Origin of the sequence: Halochromatium glycolicum (assembly GCF_016584085.1) — a bacterium.
Taxonomy (GTDB): Bacteria; Pseudomonadota; Gammaproteobacteria; order Chromatiales; family Chromatiaceae; genus Lamprobacter; species Lamprobacter glycolicus.
In genome coordinates this window covers 11,899-27,856 of sequence record NZ_NRSJ01000035.1, presented here as the reverse complement: position 1 = coordinate 27,856, position 15,958 = coordinate 11,899, and the positions used below count along the sequence as shown (strand labels likewise).

General features: G+C 66.0%; 15 protein-coding genes. 13 read left to right on the top strand and 2 right to left on the bottom strand.

Translation table 11 applies throughout. The features are described from left to right. Nucleotides 1-86 precede the first annotated feature (86 nt). Nucleotides 87-2,006 carry a diguanylate cyclase gene (locus CKO40_RS16845; RefSeq protein ID WP_200347615.1) on the top strand — a complete coding sequence of 640 codons (1,920 nt, stop codon included), beginning with the start codon at nt 87-89 and terminating at the stop codon, nt 2,004-2,006. 65 nt (nt 2,007-2,071) lie between these two features. Here the strand turns inward: CKO40_RS16845 and CKO40_RS16840 are convergent, their stop codons facing one another. After that, nucleotides 2,072-3,472 carry a DUF2252 family protein gene (locus CKO40_RS16840; protein ID WP_200347614.1) on the bottom strand — a complete coding sequence of 467 codons (1,401 nt, stop codon included), beginning with the start codon at nt 3,470-3,472 and terminating at the stop codon, nt 2,072-2,074. Nucleotides 3,473-3,694: 222 nt separating this feature from the next. Between CKO40_RS16840 and CKO40_RS16835 the strand changes: the two genes are divergently transcribed. The 5 genes from CKO40_RS16835 (at nt 3,695) to CKO40_RS16815 (ending at nt 9,025) form a co-directional block, all read left to right on the top strand. Beyond that, the gene (locus CKO40_RS16835) at nt 3,695-4,108 is read left to right on the top strand and encodes a hypothetical protein (RefSeq protein ID WP_200347613.1); all 414 of its coding nucleotides are present in this window, start codon (nt 3,695-3,697) and stop codon (nt 4,106-4,108) included. Between the two features lie 252 nt (nt 4,109-4,360). Next, nucleotides 4,361-5,257, top strand: coding sequence for an isocitrate lyase/PEP mutase family protein (locus CKO40_RS16830; RefSeq protein WP_200347612.1), 897 nt, complete (start codon nt 4,361-4,363; stop codon nt 5,255-5,257). Between the two features lie 32 nt (nt 5,258-5,289). Beyond that, nucleotides 5,290-6,771 carry a Mur ligase family protein gene (locus CKO40_RS16825; RefSeq protein ID WP_200347611.1) on the top strand — a complete coding sequence of 494 codons (1,482 nt, stop codon included), beginning with the start codon at nt 5,290-5,292 and terminating at the stop codon, nt 6,769-6,771. Continuing rightward, nucleotides 6,768-7,724: a hypothetical protein gene (locus CKO40_RS16820; RefSeq protein WP_200347610.1), complete on the top strand. Its 957-nt coding sequence runs from the start codon at nt 6,768-6,770 to the stop codon at nt 7,722-7,724. The genes CKO40_RS16825 and CKO40_RS16820 overlap by 4 nt, the downstream gene beginning before the upstream one ends. A 77-nt stretch (nt 7,725-7,801) precedes the next feature. Further along, on the top strand, nt 7,802-9,025 hold the full coding sequence (locus tag CKO40_RS16815; RefSeq protein ID WP_200347609.1) for a dicarboxylate/amino acid:cation symporter: 1,224 nt from the start codon (nt 7,802-7,804) through the stop codon (nt 9,023-9,025). 7 nt (nt 9,026-9,032) lie between these two features. On the opposite strand, the gene CKO40_RS16810 is transcribed toward CKO40_RS16815, so the two are convergent. After that, a complete protein-coding gene (locus CKO40_RS16810; protein WP_200347608.1) occupies nt 9,033-10,172 on the bottom strand; it encodes an IS630 family transposase in 1,140 nt (379 codons plus the stop codon). A gap of 126 nt (nt 10,173-10,298) precedes the next feature. Between CKO40_RS16810 and CKO40_RS16805 the strand changes: the two genes are divergently transcribed. The 7 genes from CKO40_RS16805 to CKO40_RS16780 all read left to right on the top strand — a co-directional run bounded on the left by CKO40_RS16805 (nt 10,299) and on the right by CKO40_RS16780 (nt 15,940). After that, nucleotides 10,299-11,444 carry a hypothetical protein gene (locus tag CKO40_RS16805; protein ID WP_242477137.1) on the top strand — a complete coding sequence of 382 codons (1,146 nt, stop codon included), beginning with the start codon at nt 10,299-10,301 and terminating at the stop codon, nt 11,442-11,444. A gap of 19 nt (nt 11,445-11,463) precedes the next feature. Next, the gene (locus CKO40_RS16800) at nt 11,464-11,715 is read left to right on the top strand and encodes a hypothetical protein (protein ID WP_200347607.1); all 252 of its coding nucleotides are present in this window, start codon (nt 11,464-11,466) and stop codon (nt 11,713-11,715) included. A gap of 4 nt (nt 11,716-11,719) precedes the next feature. Then, nucleotides 11,720-12,124 carry a type II toxin-antitoxin system VapC family toxin gene (locus tag CKO40_RS16795; RefSeq protein WP_200347606.1) on the top strand — a complete coding sequence of 135 codons (405 nt, stop codon included), beginning with the start codon at nt 11,720-11,722 and terminating at the stop codon, nt 12,122-12,124. Further along, nucleotides 12,121-12,390 carry a DUF2283 domain-containing protein gene (locus CKO40_RS16790; protein ID WP_200347605.1) on the top strand — a complete coding sequence of 90 codons (270 nt, stop codon included), beginning with the start codon at nt 12,121-12,123 and terminating at the stop codon, nt 12,388-12,390. Before CKO40_RS16795 ends, CKO40_RS16790 begins: the two co-directional genes overlap by 4 nt. 111 nt (nt 12,391-12,501) lie before the next feature. Then, complete coding sequence (locus CKO40_RS25205; RefSeq protein WP_242477136.1) at nt 12,502-13,260, top strand: SNF2-related protein; 759 nt, start codon at nt 12,502-12,504, stop codon at nt 13,258-13,260. Next, nucleotides 13,194-15,446, top strand: a complete 2,253-nt coding sequence (locus tag CKO40_RS16785; protein ID WP_242477135.1) for a DEAD/DEAH box helicase — start codon at nt 13,194-13,196, stop codon at nt 15,444-15,446. Before CKO40_RS25205 ends, CKO40_RS16785 begins: the two co-directional genes overlap by 67 nt. Continuing rightward, entirely contained in the window at nt 15,443-15,940 is a 498-nt protein-coding gene (locus CKO40_RS16780) for a hypothetical protein (protein ID WP_200347604.1), read from the top strand. Before CKO40_RS16785 ends, CKO40_RS16780 begins: the two co-directional genes overlap by 4 nt. Nucleotides 15,941-15,958 lie beyond the last annotated feature (18 nt).

Here is a 15,958-nt window from a genome sequence, read left to right as displayed (position 1 = left end):
AGGCCCGCGAACGTGCTGTCTAGCCACGGAAAAACGACCACGGATCAAGATCAACCCATGCGGCACGCCGCAATCCGAGACTCATCTTGAGTACCCCGAGAATCCTCCTCGACAATGCCGCCGACAAGCTCCCGAGCCCCGATGGCATCGCGCTCGCGATCATGGAGCTCTGGCAGGACGAGAATACGACCGTCGACCAGCTCACCCAGCTTGTCCAAGCAGACCCTGCACTCTCCGGCCGCCTGCTGAAACTGGCCAACTCGGCAAGCCTGGGCTCGCGCCCCGTGAGCCCGATCAACGGCGCCATCGTCAAGGTCGGCATGAAGACCGTGGGCCAACTGGCGGTCGCGTTCTCGCTGATCGACAAAGAGGTCGACGGCCAATGCGAGGCGTTCGACTATCAGCAGTTCTGGTCCCAGTCGCTCTGCATGGCATTGGTCTGCCGCGGCCTCGGACGGCTCTGCAATCTCGCGCCACCCGATGAGCTGTTCTCCTGTGCGCTGATGTCCCGGATCGGACTGCTGGCGCTTGCGACCATCTATCCGCACGAGCTCTCCGAGCTGATCGAGAGCACCCCGCGTGATCTCGCCGGCGCCGAGCGGGGAAGGTTCGGATTCGATCACAACGAGGTTTCAGCGGAGATGCTCGCGGACTTTGGGGTCCCGCCGGTGTTGGCAGAGCCCGCCCGCTTCCATGAGCGACCCGAGCAGTCGGGCTACGCCCCGAGATCGCGACCGGCTCAGCTCACGCACCTGTTCGGCTTGGCATTCCGGTTGTCCGATTCGATGGTCCGCGCCGGGCTCGAGCAGACCGAGAAATCGATCGAGACGCTGCCGGGGCCACGACGGCTCGGGCTCTCGACCGAGCAGGTCTCCGAGGTCTTGCAACAGAGCATCTCCGAGTGGCAGGAGTGGTCGCATCTACTGGACCTCCCAAGCCCGTCGCTGCAGCCGGGCGCCGAGACCGAGCCCGAGACGGCCCCGACCACGGCAGGACCAGAGACCGACGATGAGGATGCGCATCTCCGCGTGCTATTGATCGGCCAATGGGGCCGAGAGCACCGCTTGAAGGCCCTGCTCGACGAGGCCAGGGGCGTGACCGCCCAGTGCTACAGCGACCAGAAGGAGATGCTGCGGGCAGCACTGCAGATCAGACCCCAACTGATCATCCTTGCGGAGCATGAAGACAGGGAAACAGGCAACAAACTATGCAGGCTGATCCGCTCGACCGAGTGGGGCCGATTGGTCTACATCATGGCGATCGTCGACAAGTCCGATTGCGATCAGATGGCCCAGGTCTTTCGCGCCGGCGTCGATGCCTGCATCCAGAGTCAGATCGGACTGCCGGAGCTCGATGCACGGATGGTCGCGGTACGCCGGATGCTCGCACTCCAGAACACCTGGCAGAAGGATCGCGCCGAGCTACGCCAGATCGCGAACGAGCTCGCCCTCAGCCAGCGGCGGATGGAGGTCTTGTCGCTCACCGACCAGCTCACCGGCCTTCCGAATCGGCGCGCCGCACTTGCCGCAATGAAGCAGGCCTGGAGCATGAGCTGCCGGTCGGAGCTACCGATGTCGGTCATCATGATCGATATTGATCACTTCAAGCGGGTCAACGATACCTTTGGGCACCCGGTCGGCGATCGCGTGCTGATGGAGGTCGCCAAAGCGCTCAGGGCAGAGGTGCGCGAAAGCGAGGGGATCTACCGGATGGGGGGCGAGGAGTTTCTCTTGCTCAGCTCGACCGGGGGGATCAAGCAGCTCGTCATCGCCGCGGAGCGGCTGCGACGGCGCATCGCGGCGCTGCGTATCGAGGTCGAACAAGAGCTCCTCCAGGTCACCATCAGCCTCGGGCTTGCCGAGCGGGAACCGGAGCATGAGCGTTTCGATGCGATGCTCGTCGCGGCCGACAAAGCCCTCTACGCTGCGAAGGCACATGGCCGTAATTGCATCTTCTACCACCGCAAGCAACAGGTGCACCATCTCAAAGTGCCTCGGCAACCATAGCTCGCTACCAGGCACGATGTTGCGATAGGCCCATCGATCTCCTGACCCGCACCGGTTTCAGCAGATCACGCACTGGGCGTCTGCGGCGAGGTTCCCGCCGCTGGGGAAGCGGCTGCGTCCAAGCGCCTTAGGATCGCCCGCAGCCGCCGCTGATCGGCGACGACCTGCTCGGCGTACTGGGCGCAGGCGGTGACCAGCGCCTTCGAGTTATCTGGAAGCTGTTTGGCCATCGCGGCTTCGAACCGGGTCGAGCGGCGGTCGCCGCGCGCGTGGGCCAGCGCGAGCGCCTGACCGCAGGCTTGGGCATAGGCCTTGAGCTGCTTGCCCGGCTTCTTCGGCGCCAGTGCGATCTCTTCCGGATCGATGCCGACCCGGGCGTGATGACGCGAGCGCACGAGCCAGGGCGTATCCTCCCAGATGGCCTCGTCGAGCACCAGATCGGGGGCCCGCTGCATCAGGCGCTGACAGTCGATGGTCAGATGCGCCGACTGTAGCCGGTTCACCGGACTGATGTCCGGGAACCAGTAGAGGGGCGAGGCCGGACGTTGCTGTTTGACCTCGACGACATGGCAGAGCGCGAGGTCTTCGCCGCCGGCGAACCCCTCGGGACCGACCAGCAGGTAGAAGCGCTCGAGGTCGACCGAGCCGGTGCCGGCACCGAGACGGCGCACCAGGTCCAGGATCGCGTCGTCGACATAGGGGCGGAAGGCCTCGCGCACGGCCTCGGCGCGCTCGGTGTCGAGTCGGGCGAAGCGGCCAGGGCGGTCCCGAAAGACCAGCCGCCCGGCATCGATACGGACCTCTTTGGCGAGCGTGCTCTTGGTCTCGAAGTCCTTCCCGCCGGCCGCCCGCCGGCATGCCTTGCGGAACGCCTTGCCGAGCACGTGCTTCTTGGGAAAGGCGTCGAGCGCTTCGAACCGAAGCCCCGGATCGCGCACGCAGTGCCGGCAGGTGCGGCGATAGGCGTCCAGAAAGGCATGGCCAGCCTCCTCGGCGTCGCCGGCGCTCGGCGCTTCGAGCTCGGCTGGATCATCGACCTCATCGGACTGGTAACGCCCATCGACGAGGCCGCGGCAATACTCGGCCGTCAGGGCCAGACTCACCAGATAGCGGGCGATGTCCCAGACCGCTGGGCCGACGCAGGCGTCATCGTAGTCGTTCGGGCAGAACACGACCTGGTCGCCATGCGAACCCTGCTCGGTGAGGAATCCGAAATTGGCGACGTGGCAATCGCCCATCACCGTCGTCAGCGGCGGGCTCTCGCTCAATGCGGCCGGCAGCTCGAGCCGTCCCTGCTGGATGTCCGCATAGAAGAGCTGTGCCGAGCCGCGCAGGAAGCGAAATGGGTTCTCGGCCATCTTGCTGTGCTTCTTGCTCGGCGCCTCGGCCGCGCCGGGATCGGAGCCGTCCACCCGTAACAGCTCGGAGCGGATCAGATGCTGGCGGGCGTCGTCGGATTGCGTCATGGTCTGAGCTCTAGGCAGGTTGCAAGCGGTGGAATCGACGTCATCAGATGATGCGGACGCCAGTATGAACGAGCCCGGCGCCTCCAGATAAGGGGGTGCAGCCTGAGCGCGATGTTCCGCGCGCCGGGTTGATGCCCGCGACACCCCCTGCACCGTCACCGCGGCGACAGAGGTGAGGCTGACCCCGTGCGCCACGCCCTCGACACGAATCGGAGCCAAGCCATGACCAAGCCGAGCGAGCTGCTCTTCGTCTACAACGCCGATGGTGGTCTCTTCGACCAACTGACCGATGCCGCCCACAAGGCGTTCTCGCCCTCGAGCTACCAATGCAATCTCTGCAAGATCACCTATGGCCTGCTGACCGAGAAGCGTGCCTGGCGCCGGTTCATCGAGGGCCTGCCGATCCCCTGTCGCTTTCTGCACCGGGACGCGATGCAGCGGCGCTTTCCGGCACTGGAGATTCCGCTGCCTGCGGTGCTGCGGGTCGAGGGCGGTGACGCGCCCGAGGTCTGCATCGACGCCGACAGCCTGAACCGCTGCGACGACCTCGATGCCTTGATGCACCTGGTGCGCTCGGCCTGCGTCGAACTCGAGGAGCCGGGCGGGGGCGAGCTGGCCTGGGACGAGCCGGCCTGAGACGAAGAGGCTCGCTGCACCGACAGGGAGCGACGCGAAGCGCTAAGGCGATTGCCGGAAAAGCTCGTACCGAATTGCGCAGGATTTTCGTTTGCCTTCGAGGAGCGTCGCCGGGAGCATAGCCGGGCTATGTGACCGGCGGCGCGACGAAGAAGGCGAGCGAAAAGACCAGCAAGGCGGTATGAGCTTTGACACAAATCGCCTAAGATCGCGCTAACCGCCGTCGAATCCCTTTCTGATCTCGAAACCAGGATGACCCCGACCAACCGTCTGCGCGCGCTGCTCGCCCAGGACCAGCTGATCCCAATGCCCTGCTGTGGCGACGCGCTCGGCGCTATGCTGATCGAGCAGGCCGGCTTTCCGCTCGGCTTCATGTCCGGCTTTGCGGCCGCCGCGCATCGCCTCGGCGGCCCGGACACCGGGCTGATGTCCTATGCCGAGGTGCTCGATCAGGGCCGCAGCATCACCGACGCGGTCGCGATCCCGGTCATCGGCGACGGCGACACCGGTTATGGCAACCCGCTCAATGTGCAACGCACCCTGCGCGGCTTCGCCAAGGCCGGTTTCGCCGGGATCATGATCGAGGATCAGGTCGCCCCGAAGCGCTGCGGCCATACCCGCGGCAAGGCCGTGGTCGAGCGCGAGGAGGCCTACGACCGCATCCGCGCCGCGGTCGAGGCGCGCGCCGCCGGCGCCGATCTCCTGATCGTCGCGCGCACCGATGCGCTGGCGCTGATCGGACTCGACGAGGCGATCGAGCGCGCCAACCACTTCCGCGCGCTCGGCGCCGACATCCTGTTCATCGAGGCGCCGACAACGACCGACCAGATGGTCCGCATCTGCCGCGAAGCGCCCGGCGTCCATCTCGCGAACATGCTCGAGGGCGGCGCCACACCGATCCTGCCGCCAGCCGAGCTCGCGGCGCTCGGCTACCGCATCGCCGCCTACCCATTGGCGCTGCTCTCGGCAGCGATGCAGGCGATGGTCGACGCGCTCGCTGCGTTTCGGGCCGGACAGCATCCGCAGCGGCTGATGGAGTTCGCCGAGGTGCGCCGCCGCTTGGGCTTCGATGCCTATGATGCCGCTGCGCGCCGGTTCGGCCCCGGCGGCGAAGCGCGCTGCGAGCGGTCTGACGACAAGCGGAGCTGAACAGCACCCCCACCGCGTGGGACGCTGCGCCGATGCCAACCGATTCCGACAACCCCGCACCCGCCGGCTCGCTGCGCGAGCGGCTGGCGGCCTGCGACTTCGCGCAGCGGCCGGCACTTGAGGCCAGCCTCACGGCCGCCTGGTCCGACATCCAATGGCGCGCCGACCGCTGCACGCCGAGCTCGATCCTGTGCTTCCAGCGCTTCGATGACGGCCGGCCCGACGCCGAGCTCATCGAGCGCTATCTGCTGAACAGCGCCTTCGGCGCCCTGGTCGTCAACCGCCCGCTCCAAGGGCTCGAGCGCCTCGGGGAACGGCCGGTCTTCGTGACCGCGCCGGGGTCATGGCACCAGACCCTGAAGCGGCTCTGCGATCACTTCTACCCGCTCGGCCCGGGGGATTGGCAGATCGCCGGGGTGACCGGCACCAACGGCAAGACCACGACGGTCAAGTACTGCGAGGCGATACTCTTGGCCGCGGGTCGGCGCGTGCTCAGCATCGGTACGCTCGGGCTGAGCCTGAACGGCCAGCCCGTCGCCGAGACCGGCTTCACCTCCCCGCCTTACATCGAGCTGCGGCGCATCCTCAGCGCGTATCGGGGGCGAGCCGAGACGTTGGTGATGGAGATCTCGAGCCACGCGCTGGATCAAGGCCGGGTCTATGGCCTGCCGCTCGACGCCGCCGCCTGGACCAACTTCAGCCAGGATCACCTCGACTACCATGGCGATGAGGCGAGCTATTTCGCCGCCAAGGCGCGCATCCTCGAGCTGCTCAAAACGGGGGTCCCGCTGTTGACCAGCAGTGCGGAGGTCGCTGATCGGCTTCGGGCCCGATTCGGCCCCGGCGCGCCGGTGGGGCGGCTCGAGGTGCCCGAGCTGCCGGCCGCGGTGCTCGCCGAGCGTCCCTTCCTCAGGCTCGGCTACAACCGCGAGAACTATGCGCTGGCAAAGGCGTTGGCGACCAGGTTGCTCGGCACCGAGCCCGCTGAGCCTTGGCGCCGGCTGCAGCCGGTCGACGGGCGTTTCGACTGCCATGTCTATCGCAACCGGACCATCGTCATCGATTTCGCCCACACGCCGGATGCGCTCGCCAATATCCTCGGTGCGATTCGCGCGGGGTTCCCGGCGGCCCGAGTGCTGACCCTGTTCGGCTGTGGTGGCGATCGCGATCCGGCGAAGCGCCCATTGATGGGTGCCGCGGTCTGCCGTGATGCCGACCACGTGATCCTGACCTCCGATAATCCGCGCTACGAGGACCCCCAGGCGATCATCGACGACACACTGAGGGGGATGACCGCGTGCCGGACCCCACCGCAGGTGGTGCCAGATCGCAGCGAGGCCGTGCGCGCACTCTTCGATCTGCTCACAAGCCGCCCAATGGAAGAGCCCTGGGTCGCGCTGATCGCCGGCAAGGGACATGAGCGCTACATCGATCAAGACGGCGTCAAGCGCCCGTACAGCGATCAGGAGGAGGTCGCGCGCAACCTCCAGCGTCTAGGCTGGAGCGACGAATGAGGCGATCCTGGCTGGCACGACCGCCGAGCTGGATGCCAGCCTTACGCCTGATCGCGTTGCTGACACCGCTGCTTTCGGGCTGCGCCGGCGGGCCGCCCGGCTCGACGATGACCATGACCGGCTGCATGGACCCACAGCAGGCCGACGCCAGCGATCTGCGCCGCAACCGCGCCCAGATCCGCGGCACCCCGCTCTGCTATCGGCTGCAGCGACTGCACGAGGGCCCATTCCACTGGACCTTCCATATCCTCGAGCATCGCCAGCACCCGAACGGACCATTCTGGGTGCTCCCGCACGACGACGAGAACACCGCCTTCGATGTCGCCGTGCAGGCCGTGATCGACTACGGCGGCGGTCTGCTCGCGATCGACAGCAGCGGGCAGCGCCACTTCCACGGTCAGGACCCGAACCGCAACTTCAGCCGCACCCGCGCCGAGGCCAATCGCTGTAGCGGCCAGCGCCAGCCAGCGCCCGGCTACGTCGCGGCGGTACTGGACCACTACCGTGGGCGTCAGGGTCCGATCCTGGCACTGCACAACAACCAGGATGGCTGGGGCGGCAATGGCGGCCGCGGCAGCATCTCGCTGCACCGTCCGATACCCGCACATGACCGCTATCCAGGGCACGGCTCGGGGCTGTTACGAGACGAGGACAACCTGATCTTCATGGCCGGCCGGCGCCCGCTGCGCGCGGATACGCGCATGCGCCGGGAGATCGCCCGCCTCAACGCGGCGGGCCTCAATGTGGTCTATAAGCAGGTGGGCCAGCGCAACTTCGACTGCTCCCTTTCCGATTACGTCGCGCTCCATCGGCTCGGTGACTACTTCAATATCGAGGCCCAGCATGGTGCACTCGACGCGCAACAGCAGATGGTCGAACGTCTACTCGAGGCCATCGGCATTGCCCCGCTCGACGCAGCCCCGAGTTCGCCGTTTCTGGAGCCTCCTTCCTGAGGGCGGAACCGGATGCCGAGCGCAGCGATGCAGCCAGACCCGATGATCCACGGCGGGAGCGCCTCTTGAGCTGGCGGATGTTCTACTCAACGCCCTCTGGTCTCGCGGTCGGCATCCTGCTGGCGATCCTGTTCCCGGCCGGAGCGGGCTGGGTCAGTTGGCTCGGCGACATCTTCTTGTCGCTGTTCAAGGTGCTGATCCTGCCGCTGATCCTGGTCTCGCTGTTCGCCGCAATCGCCGGCGGCGCCGATCTGGCCCGGCTCGGCCGCCGCACGCTCGGTTTCTATCTGCTCACCTCGACCTTCGCCGCCGGGATCGGCACCCTGCTCGGCTTCCTGTTCTCACGGACGATCGCGCCCGGCCTACTCGATCTGACGCCCAGCGCGGACCCAACGGCGGCCCTGGCCGATGGCTTCAGCCTGGCACTGTTGATCGAGAACCTCGTCCCATCGAACCTGTTCGCATCGCTGGCCGAGGGCAATATCCTGCACATCGTCCTGCTCGCCCTGTTCGCCGCATTGGCCAGCAGGGGGCTCGAGACGACCCAGCGGCAATGGCTTGTCACCGGCGCCGACGCACTGAACGCGCTGCTGATGCGGATGCTCTCGGTGCTCTTGCAGATCGCCCCGGTCGGCATCGCCGCGCTGGTCTACGCGAGCCTGGCCGCCATCGACTGGTCCAACGTGCTTGCGCTGCGGCCATTCCTCTGGGCGGTCCTCTCGGCGGCCTTGGCGCATGCGGCCATCTTCCTGCCAGCGCTGCTCGCTTTCGGGACCGGGCGGCAGCCGTGGCGGTTCTTCCTGCAGGTTCGAGCCGCGCTCGCGACCGCGCTCGCCACCGCCTCGAGCGCAGCGACCTATCCGGTCTCCAAGCAGGTCCTGGAGCGTCGGGTCCGCCTTAGCCCACGCACGACGAGCTTCAGCCTGCCGCTCGGGGCGACGCTGAACATGGACGGCTCAGCCCTCTATCAGTCCATCCTACTGATCTTCATGGCCCAGCTCGCCGGTGCCGAGGTCTCACTCTGGCAGGCGCTGCTGATCGTGCTGCTGACCATGGCCTCGAGCGCCGGCACCGCCGGCATCCCGGGAGGCGGCATCGCGATGATGGCCTTCATGCTGGACCTCCTCGGTCTGCCCCAGACCTATCTGGCGCTCTACCTGGTCGTCGACCGCTTCTTCGATTACCCGATCACCGCACTCAATGTCTGGGGCGACCTGATCGTCGCGGCGCTCGTTGATCAGCAGCCAGATTCGACCTCGAGCACCGATACGAGCCCGCAAGACGGACGTCGTCCTTATTAAACCGCGTCTAGCACGGGATGCGTAGTTTCTCTTCTTCTGGGTCAAGGGCCGTCTGGGTCCAGAGTCGATCAGCGACTTCGAAGACGTGACGATTGATGGTGTCAACAAACTCACGTACGCGCCTGATCAGCTCCTCCGTCGTGGCATGGCAATGGTGAGACGTGACCTCTTCGCGCAGCCAACGCCACAGTGCCTCGACCGGCATGAAGTCGGGGCTGTAACCGGGCAGCGGCATCAGGGTGATGCGCAGCTCCTCGGCCAGTGCGGTGACGTCGCGGGCGCGGTGATAGGAGGCGCCATCCCACAGGACGACCAGCTCGCCGTGGGGATGCAGTCCGCGCAGGCGCCGCAGCACCTCGAGAGTGTGCTCGGTATTGGCGCGCGGAAACTCCCAGATCTCGACCTGTCCGGCATTGAAGAGGGACATCCCATAGAAGCTGACTTTGGCCGCGAGCCCCGGGGAATGGGAGCCGACCCACAGGCGCTCACCCTCGGGCGCCCACCCATAGCCGAGGTCCGCGTCCTGATGGATATGGGCCTCGTCGATGTACACCAGCGTCGGCGCCTCCTCCTCAAGCGTGCGCGCAAGCAGCGCTTGGAGTTGCTCGGCGAAGGCGGCGCGCTTGGCGGTATTGGCGCGATTGAGCAACGCCTTGGCCTTTTTCCACGACATCCCCAAGCGCTTGAGGGCGCGGCGCACGGTCTCACGGCAGACACACAGGGCATCGGTCTCGTTCAGCCAGGCCGCCAGCTTCTTCAGCGTCCAGCGGGGCGGAGCCGCACAGGTCTCGGGCTGCGCGCAGGGCACCAAGCGGGTGCTCCCCGCCTCGCGCTCGACACTCGGCGCCGCCGCTGCGGCCAGCCCCGCGCGCAGCAGGGCGTCGAGCGCCTGCTCATACTCGGGGCAAAAAGGGGGAGGACCGCCGGTGCGGCGAAACACCAGCGCGTCGGGACCCTCGGCGTTATACCAATGGACCCAGCGAATCAGCGTCTGGGGGTGGCGTTGGCTACTGCGCGCGATGCGGCTCGCTCCCTGCTGCTGTTGGGCGAGCTCATAGAGCGCCAGAAAACGCTCGCGTGTCCGCGGGTGCTCGCTGAGCAGCGACAGCTGCCTGAGGTCTTCGGGGGGTTTGCTGCCATTTGGCAAGATCCAACGTCAACATGCAACAATCCGGTGAACAACAGGATCAAAACACGCAGCCACGAGAGAGATGGCGCAACGGAGTGCCGACAGTAGCACAACAATTACGCATCTCAATCTGGACGCGGTTTAATGCAGCGCTGCTTTGCCGAGTATCAGCGTGTCCTGAAGCCGGGCCGCTGGATGACCGTGGTCTTCTCCAACAGCCGGGCGGGCGTCTGGAATGCCATCCAGGTCGCGCTGCAACAGGCCGGCTTCGTGGTCGCCGAGGTCACAGCGCTGGACAAGAAGCAGGGCAGCTACCGCCAGGTCACCTCAACCACGGCCGTCAAGCAGGACCTGGTCATCTCGGTCTACAAGCCCAACGGCGGTCTCGAGCAGCGCCTGACCGAGCGCGGCGCCAGCCCAGAGTCCGCATGGGACTTCGTGGAGACGCATCTACGGCAACTGCCGGTGACCAAGCACTGGAACAACGAACTGGAGCAGGTCGTCGAACGCGACCCGCGGCGGGTCTACGACCACATGGTCGCTTGGTTCGTCCGTCACGACTTCCCGGTCCCGCTGTCCAGCGACGAGTTCCTCGCCGGCTTGCAGCAGCGCAACTTCCCGGAGCGGGACGGCATGATCTTCCTGCCGTCGCAGGTCGGCGAGTACGACAGGCCGCGCGCCCAGGTCGAGCATTCTCCGCAGATGGAGCTGTTCGCCTCCGACGAGCGCAGCGCCATCGACTGGCTGGCAGAGTTCCTAAAGAAGCGTCCCTCGACCTACCAGGAGGTCCATCCCGAGTTCATCACCCAGTTGGGCGCCGGCTGGCGCAAGCACGAGGAGAAGCCCGAGCTGAGCGCATTGCTGGAGGACAACTTCCTGCGATATGAAGGACATGGGGAGGGCACCGACCCGGTGCCGACGCAGATCAACAACTACTTGTCGAAGAACTTCCACGACTATCGCGGCCTGGACAAGGATGACCCGCGCCTGGTAGCCAAGGCCAAAGAGCGCTGGTACGTGCCGGACCCGAACAAGGCGGCGGATCTGGAGCGGCGGCGGGAAAAGTCGCTGCTGAAGGAGTTCGAGACCTACCGGACCCACACCGGCCGGCGGCTCAGGGAATTCCGTCTCGAGGTGCTGCGCGCCGGCTTCAAGGCGGCTTGGTCGCAGAAGGACCTCCAGACCATCATCAAGGTCGCCGGCAAGATCCCCGAGGTCGCCCTTCAGGAAGACGAGAAGCTGCTGCTCTGGTATGACCAAGCCCTGACACTGAGCGAGACGGGCGGCTGAGCCGCCCTACGGAGGCACTATGCTGCAAGCTATCGAAGCCGAGATCAGCCCTGACGGGAAGGTGACCCTGCTAGAGCCGGTGCATTTGGCGCAGCGGTCGCGGGCGGTAGTGACCATCCTCGCGCCTATCGACGAGACCGCCCCGAAGCGCGGTTCTGCTGCGGCACTGCTCAGCGTCCTTGATAGCCCCGAGCTCGCCAGCGCAAAGCCCGGTGATCCGGAGCGGATGGAACGCGAGATCGCTGCGAATCGGGATGCCTGGGGCGATTAGCCGGATGGACAAGATCTATCTCGACTCCTGCCTCGTGATCTACCTGGTCGAGCGCCATCCCCGCTTCCACGGTCCCTTGCGTGCGCGCCTCGCGGAGACAGCCGATGCCACGTTTTGCGTGTCGGTGCTCACCCGATTGGAGGTCCTGACACGTCCACTGCGCGAGCATGACGACCCATTAGTCCGACGCTACGAGTCTTTTCTCGGCGTGCAGGAGCGCTTGGCGCTCGACGATGACATCGTCAACGCGGCTTTGAACTGGCGGGTCTCAGGCCTGAAGACCCCGGATGCGTTGCACGTTGCGCTGGCGAAACGGTACGCGTGCACCGCCTTCTGGACCAACGACGATCGTTTGGCGAAGGCGGCCCCCGGTTGGAGCGAGAATGCGCTGAAGGATGTCGGACCATGAGATCGTCCTATCTCGAGGTGACGTTCCGCCACGGACGCCCATTGACAGCCTACCTGTACCTCCCGCGTTCGCCCGGTGACAGGAGCGATCGTGTCGAGCAAGCCGGTTCGGGCCTGCTGGTGGATTACACCGCCGATGGCAAGCCGATCGGCATCGAGATCACCGCGCCCGCGCAGGTCGGCATCGCGGAGCTGAACCACGTGCTTGCTGCTCTGCGCGCGCCAGCCGTGACCAACGAGGACATCGCGCCGCTGCGCGCGACTTGAACTCGGCACACCACCCCTCATGTGGCCCCACAAGTTGCCCCCCAAGTCGCCGGACTGTTGCGCTGATCTCTGCTCCGCGGCCTGCCACGCAACGGCAGATCGGTCAGAAACATGAGCGAGGCACTCAACGTCGGCGACTGGTGCCGGCACACTCGCCACACGACACCGTGCCGGATCATCGACCGGCAGTCGATCTGGAACGAGACGGTGTTTCGGGTCTGGCTGCCGACCAAGGACGCCATCATTCGCGCCAGGGAGTCGGACCTGGCGCCGCTGGCCAGCCTCGAACCGACCGAGAACGAGATCCTGCACACGGCGGCAGCCGCCAAGCTGCTGGATGCGCTGGAAGACAACCTGCTGCTGGCGCCGATCCAGTCGAGCGTCATGCCCCTGCCCCACCAGTTGCATGCCCTGAACAAGGCCCTATCGGGAGCAAGTTCCAGGGGACGCATCCGCTATCTGCTGGCGGACGAGGTTGGCCTCGGAAAGACCATCGAGGCCGGGCTGATCCTGCGCGAGCTGAAGCTGCGCGGGATGGTGCGGCGCGTGCTGGTGGTGGCACCAAAGAGCCTGGTGCGTCAATGGCAGGCGGAGATGCGCCTGCACTTCGGCGAGTCGTTCCGGTTGATCGAACCGGCCGAGCTCGCCGCGCTCCGCTCCTTCGTCTCGTCGGCCGTGCCGGGAGACCGATCCGGTACCGGGGAGCGGGATGACAATCTCTGGTTGATGCACGATCAGGTCATCTGCTCCATCGACTTAGGTCTTGTCCGCTGGAAGGCCGCCGAGGCTGGAGCCTGGAGCGGTTGGCGACCTACAACCGGGAGCGCTTCGAGGACTTGGTCGCCGCATCCTGGGACCTGGTCATCGTAGACGAATCCCATCGCCTCGGCGGCAGTAGTGAGCAGGTGGCGCGTTACAAGCTCGGCGCCGCGCTGGCCGAGGCGGCTCCGTATCTGCTGCTGCTCTCTGCCACGCCCCACCAGGGCAACACGGACCATTTCCTGCGCTTGATCCAACTGCTGGATCGGGAGGCATTCCCAGACGAGGGCAGTATCACCCGCGATCGCGTGCGGCCGTTTGTGATCCGCACCGAGAAGCGCGAGGCCATTGATGCCGAGGGGAAGCCACTGTTCAAGCCAAGGATGACGCGGCTTCAGGCGGTGACCTGGCAAGCGCGGCACGCCGCCCAGCAGCGTCTCTATGAGGCGGTGACCGATTACGTGCGCCATGGCTACAAACAGGCCATGGCCGCCCAGCAGCGGCATATCGGGTTTCTGATGATCCTGATGCAGCGCCTGGTGACATCAAGCACGGCGGCGGTTCGCGCGACGCTTTCGATGCGGCTGGAGGCGCTGAACGCCCCTTCGCAGCCAGTTGCACAGGGGGCATCGCTATCGCTCTTCGAGGATGAGACAGATCCGGAGCAGTGGGCAGAGCTGGACGGCCAATCTCGGGCAGACATGGCGGTGCAGACTGCCGTCGAGACCCTGGACGGCCTGGCACGCGAGAAGTCCGAGGTCGAGATGCTGCTCGACTTGGCGCGCGAGACCGAAGCCGCCGGCACCGACGCCAAGGCCGAGGCCCTGCTGGAGCTGATCTATGGGCTGCAGCAAGCCGAGTCTGATCCCACCATCAAGGTGCTGGTCTTCACCGAGTTCGTGCCGACGCAACGCATGTTGGCGGACTATCTCGATGGACGTGGCTTCACCATCGCCCTGCTCAACGGCAGCATGGATCTGGATGCCCGAACGCAGGCCCAGGTGGCCTTCTCGCAGGACGCGCAGATCCTGATCTCGACCGACGCCGGCGGCGAGAGCCTCAACCTCCAGTTCTGCCACGTCGTGGTCAACTTCGACATGCCTTGGAACCCGATGCGCCCTGATCCCGATCGGGAGCAGCGGATCGGCCGCGTCGACCGCATCGGCCAGCAGCATGTGGTCCGGGCGACCAACTTCGTGCTCGAAGAGACCGTGGAGTACCGGGTGCGTCAGGTCCTGGAGGAGAAGCTCACGGTGATCGCCAAGGAGTTCGGCGTGGACAAGGCCGCGGACGTGATGGACTCGGTGGAGGCGGAGCCCTGGTTCGACGAGTTGTTCGTCAAAGGGATCACGGACCCGGAATCCGTCGACCAGCAGTGCGATGCGGTGGTAACGCAGATCCGGGAGAAGGTCGCGGAGTCGCGCCAAGGCAGCGATCTGATCACCGAGGGGACGTCAGAAGGGCAACGGTTCTCCGCGGAGGAGGCACGGCAGTGGCCGGATCATCCGGCGCAGTTCTGGCTGGAGCGCACGATTACCACCGGTCTCCCCGTCCGCGGCGGCGAGGCGGTCCAGGAGGGAGATCACTGGCGCATCCGCTGGCTGGACGGCAGCGAGTCGGCGCGGGCCTGGTTCGACGCCCGGACTGCCGAAGCCCGGCCGGAACTGGAATGGATCACCCTGGAGGACGCGCACGCCCGCGCGCTCCTGTGTGGACAGGGGGCCAAACTGCCGCGCTGTGTCGCGGGACAGCCGATTCCGCGGGTGCGGATCGCTGGGCTGCCGGAGACGGTCACCGGCGTCTGGTCCCTGTGGGAGATCTCACTGTCCGCGGACGCCTTCAACCGCAAGCGCTTCCTGCCCATCTTCGTCAACGATAACGGGCGGGCCTTCCTGCCCACCGCCCGGCGCATCTGGGATCTCCTGCTCACGGAGCGCCTGGAGTTGGTGGAGGCCCTAGCCCCAGCCGACTCGCCGCATTGGGACCAGTCGCTCACCGCGGCGACCGGCCAAGGCGAGCAGCACATCCAGGAGCTGATGGAGCTGCACCGCACGCGCCTCCATGAGGCTCGCGAACGTGCCCGTTACGCCTTCGAGGCCCGAGATCAGGCGATTGGCCGCATCGGTCTGCCAGCCGTGCGAGCCTACCGCCGCCGGCGTCTCGAGCAGGAGCACAAGGAGCGGATGGCTACCCTCAATGCCGCAGAGACCAGCCTCCCGGACCTCAACGCGATCATGATGCTTCGCGTTGGACCTGGCTTTGCCTCGGAATCCGGCGCCGCGAGAGGTGCATCATGATCGCGCTGGAACGTCTGCTCGACCGGATTATGGTGGATAATCCCAACACCACGGTCCCGCAGGGACTCTTCCGCTTTGAGAGCCGCACCTATCCGAATATCGCGCTACGCGAGGCCTTGCTGAACGCCTTTGTCCATGCGGACTACCGCACCCACGACCCGATCCTGGTCAAGCAGTTCAAGCACCGCATCGAGATCGGCGCCTGCGCGAGGCCATTGATGCTCCATTTCTCTCAGAGATTGGCGCAGCGATTGGGGGGTGCCAGTCTGAAGCCATTCGCCGCATCCTATGCGCGTTCTATGCGGTCGCCGATAGACGCAATATGGCTCGGCGGGAAACGTCAGGCATCCTATGCGCGTTCTATACGCGTTCTATGCGTGTTCTATGCCGCCGCCGATAGGCGCAACAAAGCTCGGCGGGAAACGTCAGGTGAGTACGCCCCGAACCGCGGCGCCGCGGACGACCGCTCACATGGACATCAACCAGACCGATAAGCTTCTGCAGAGAGTGCA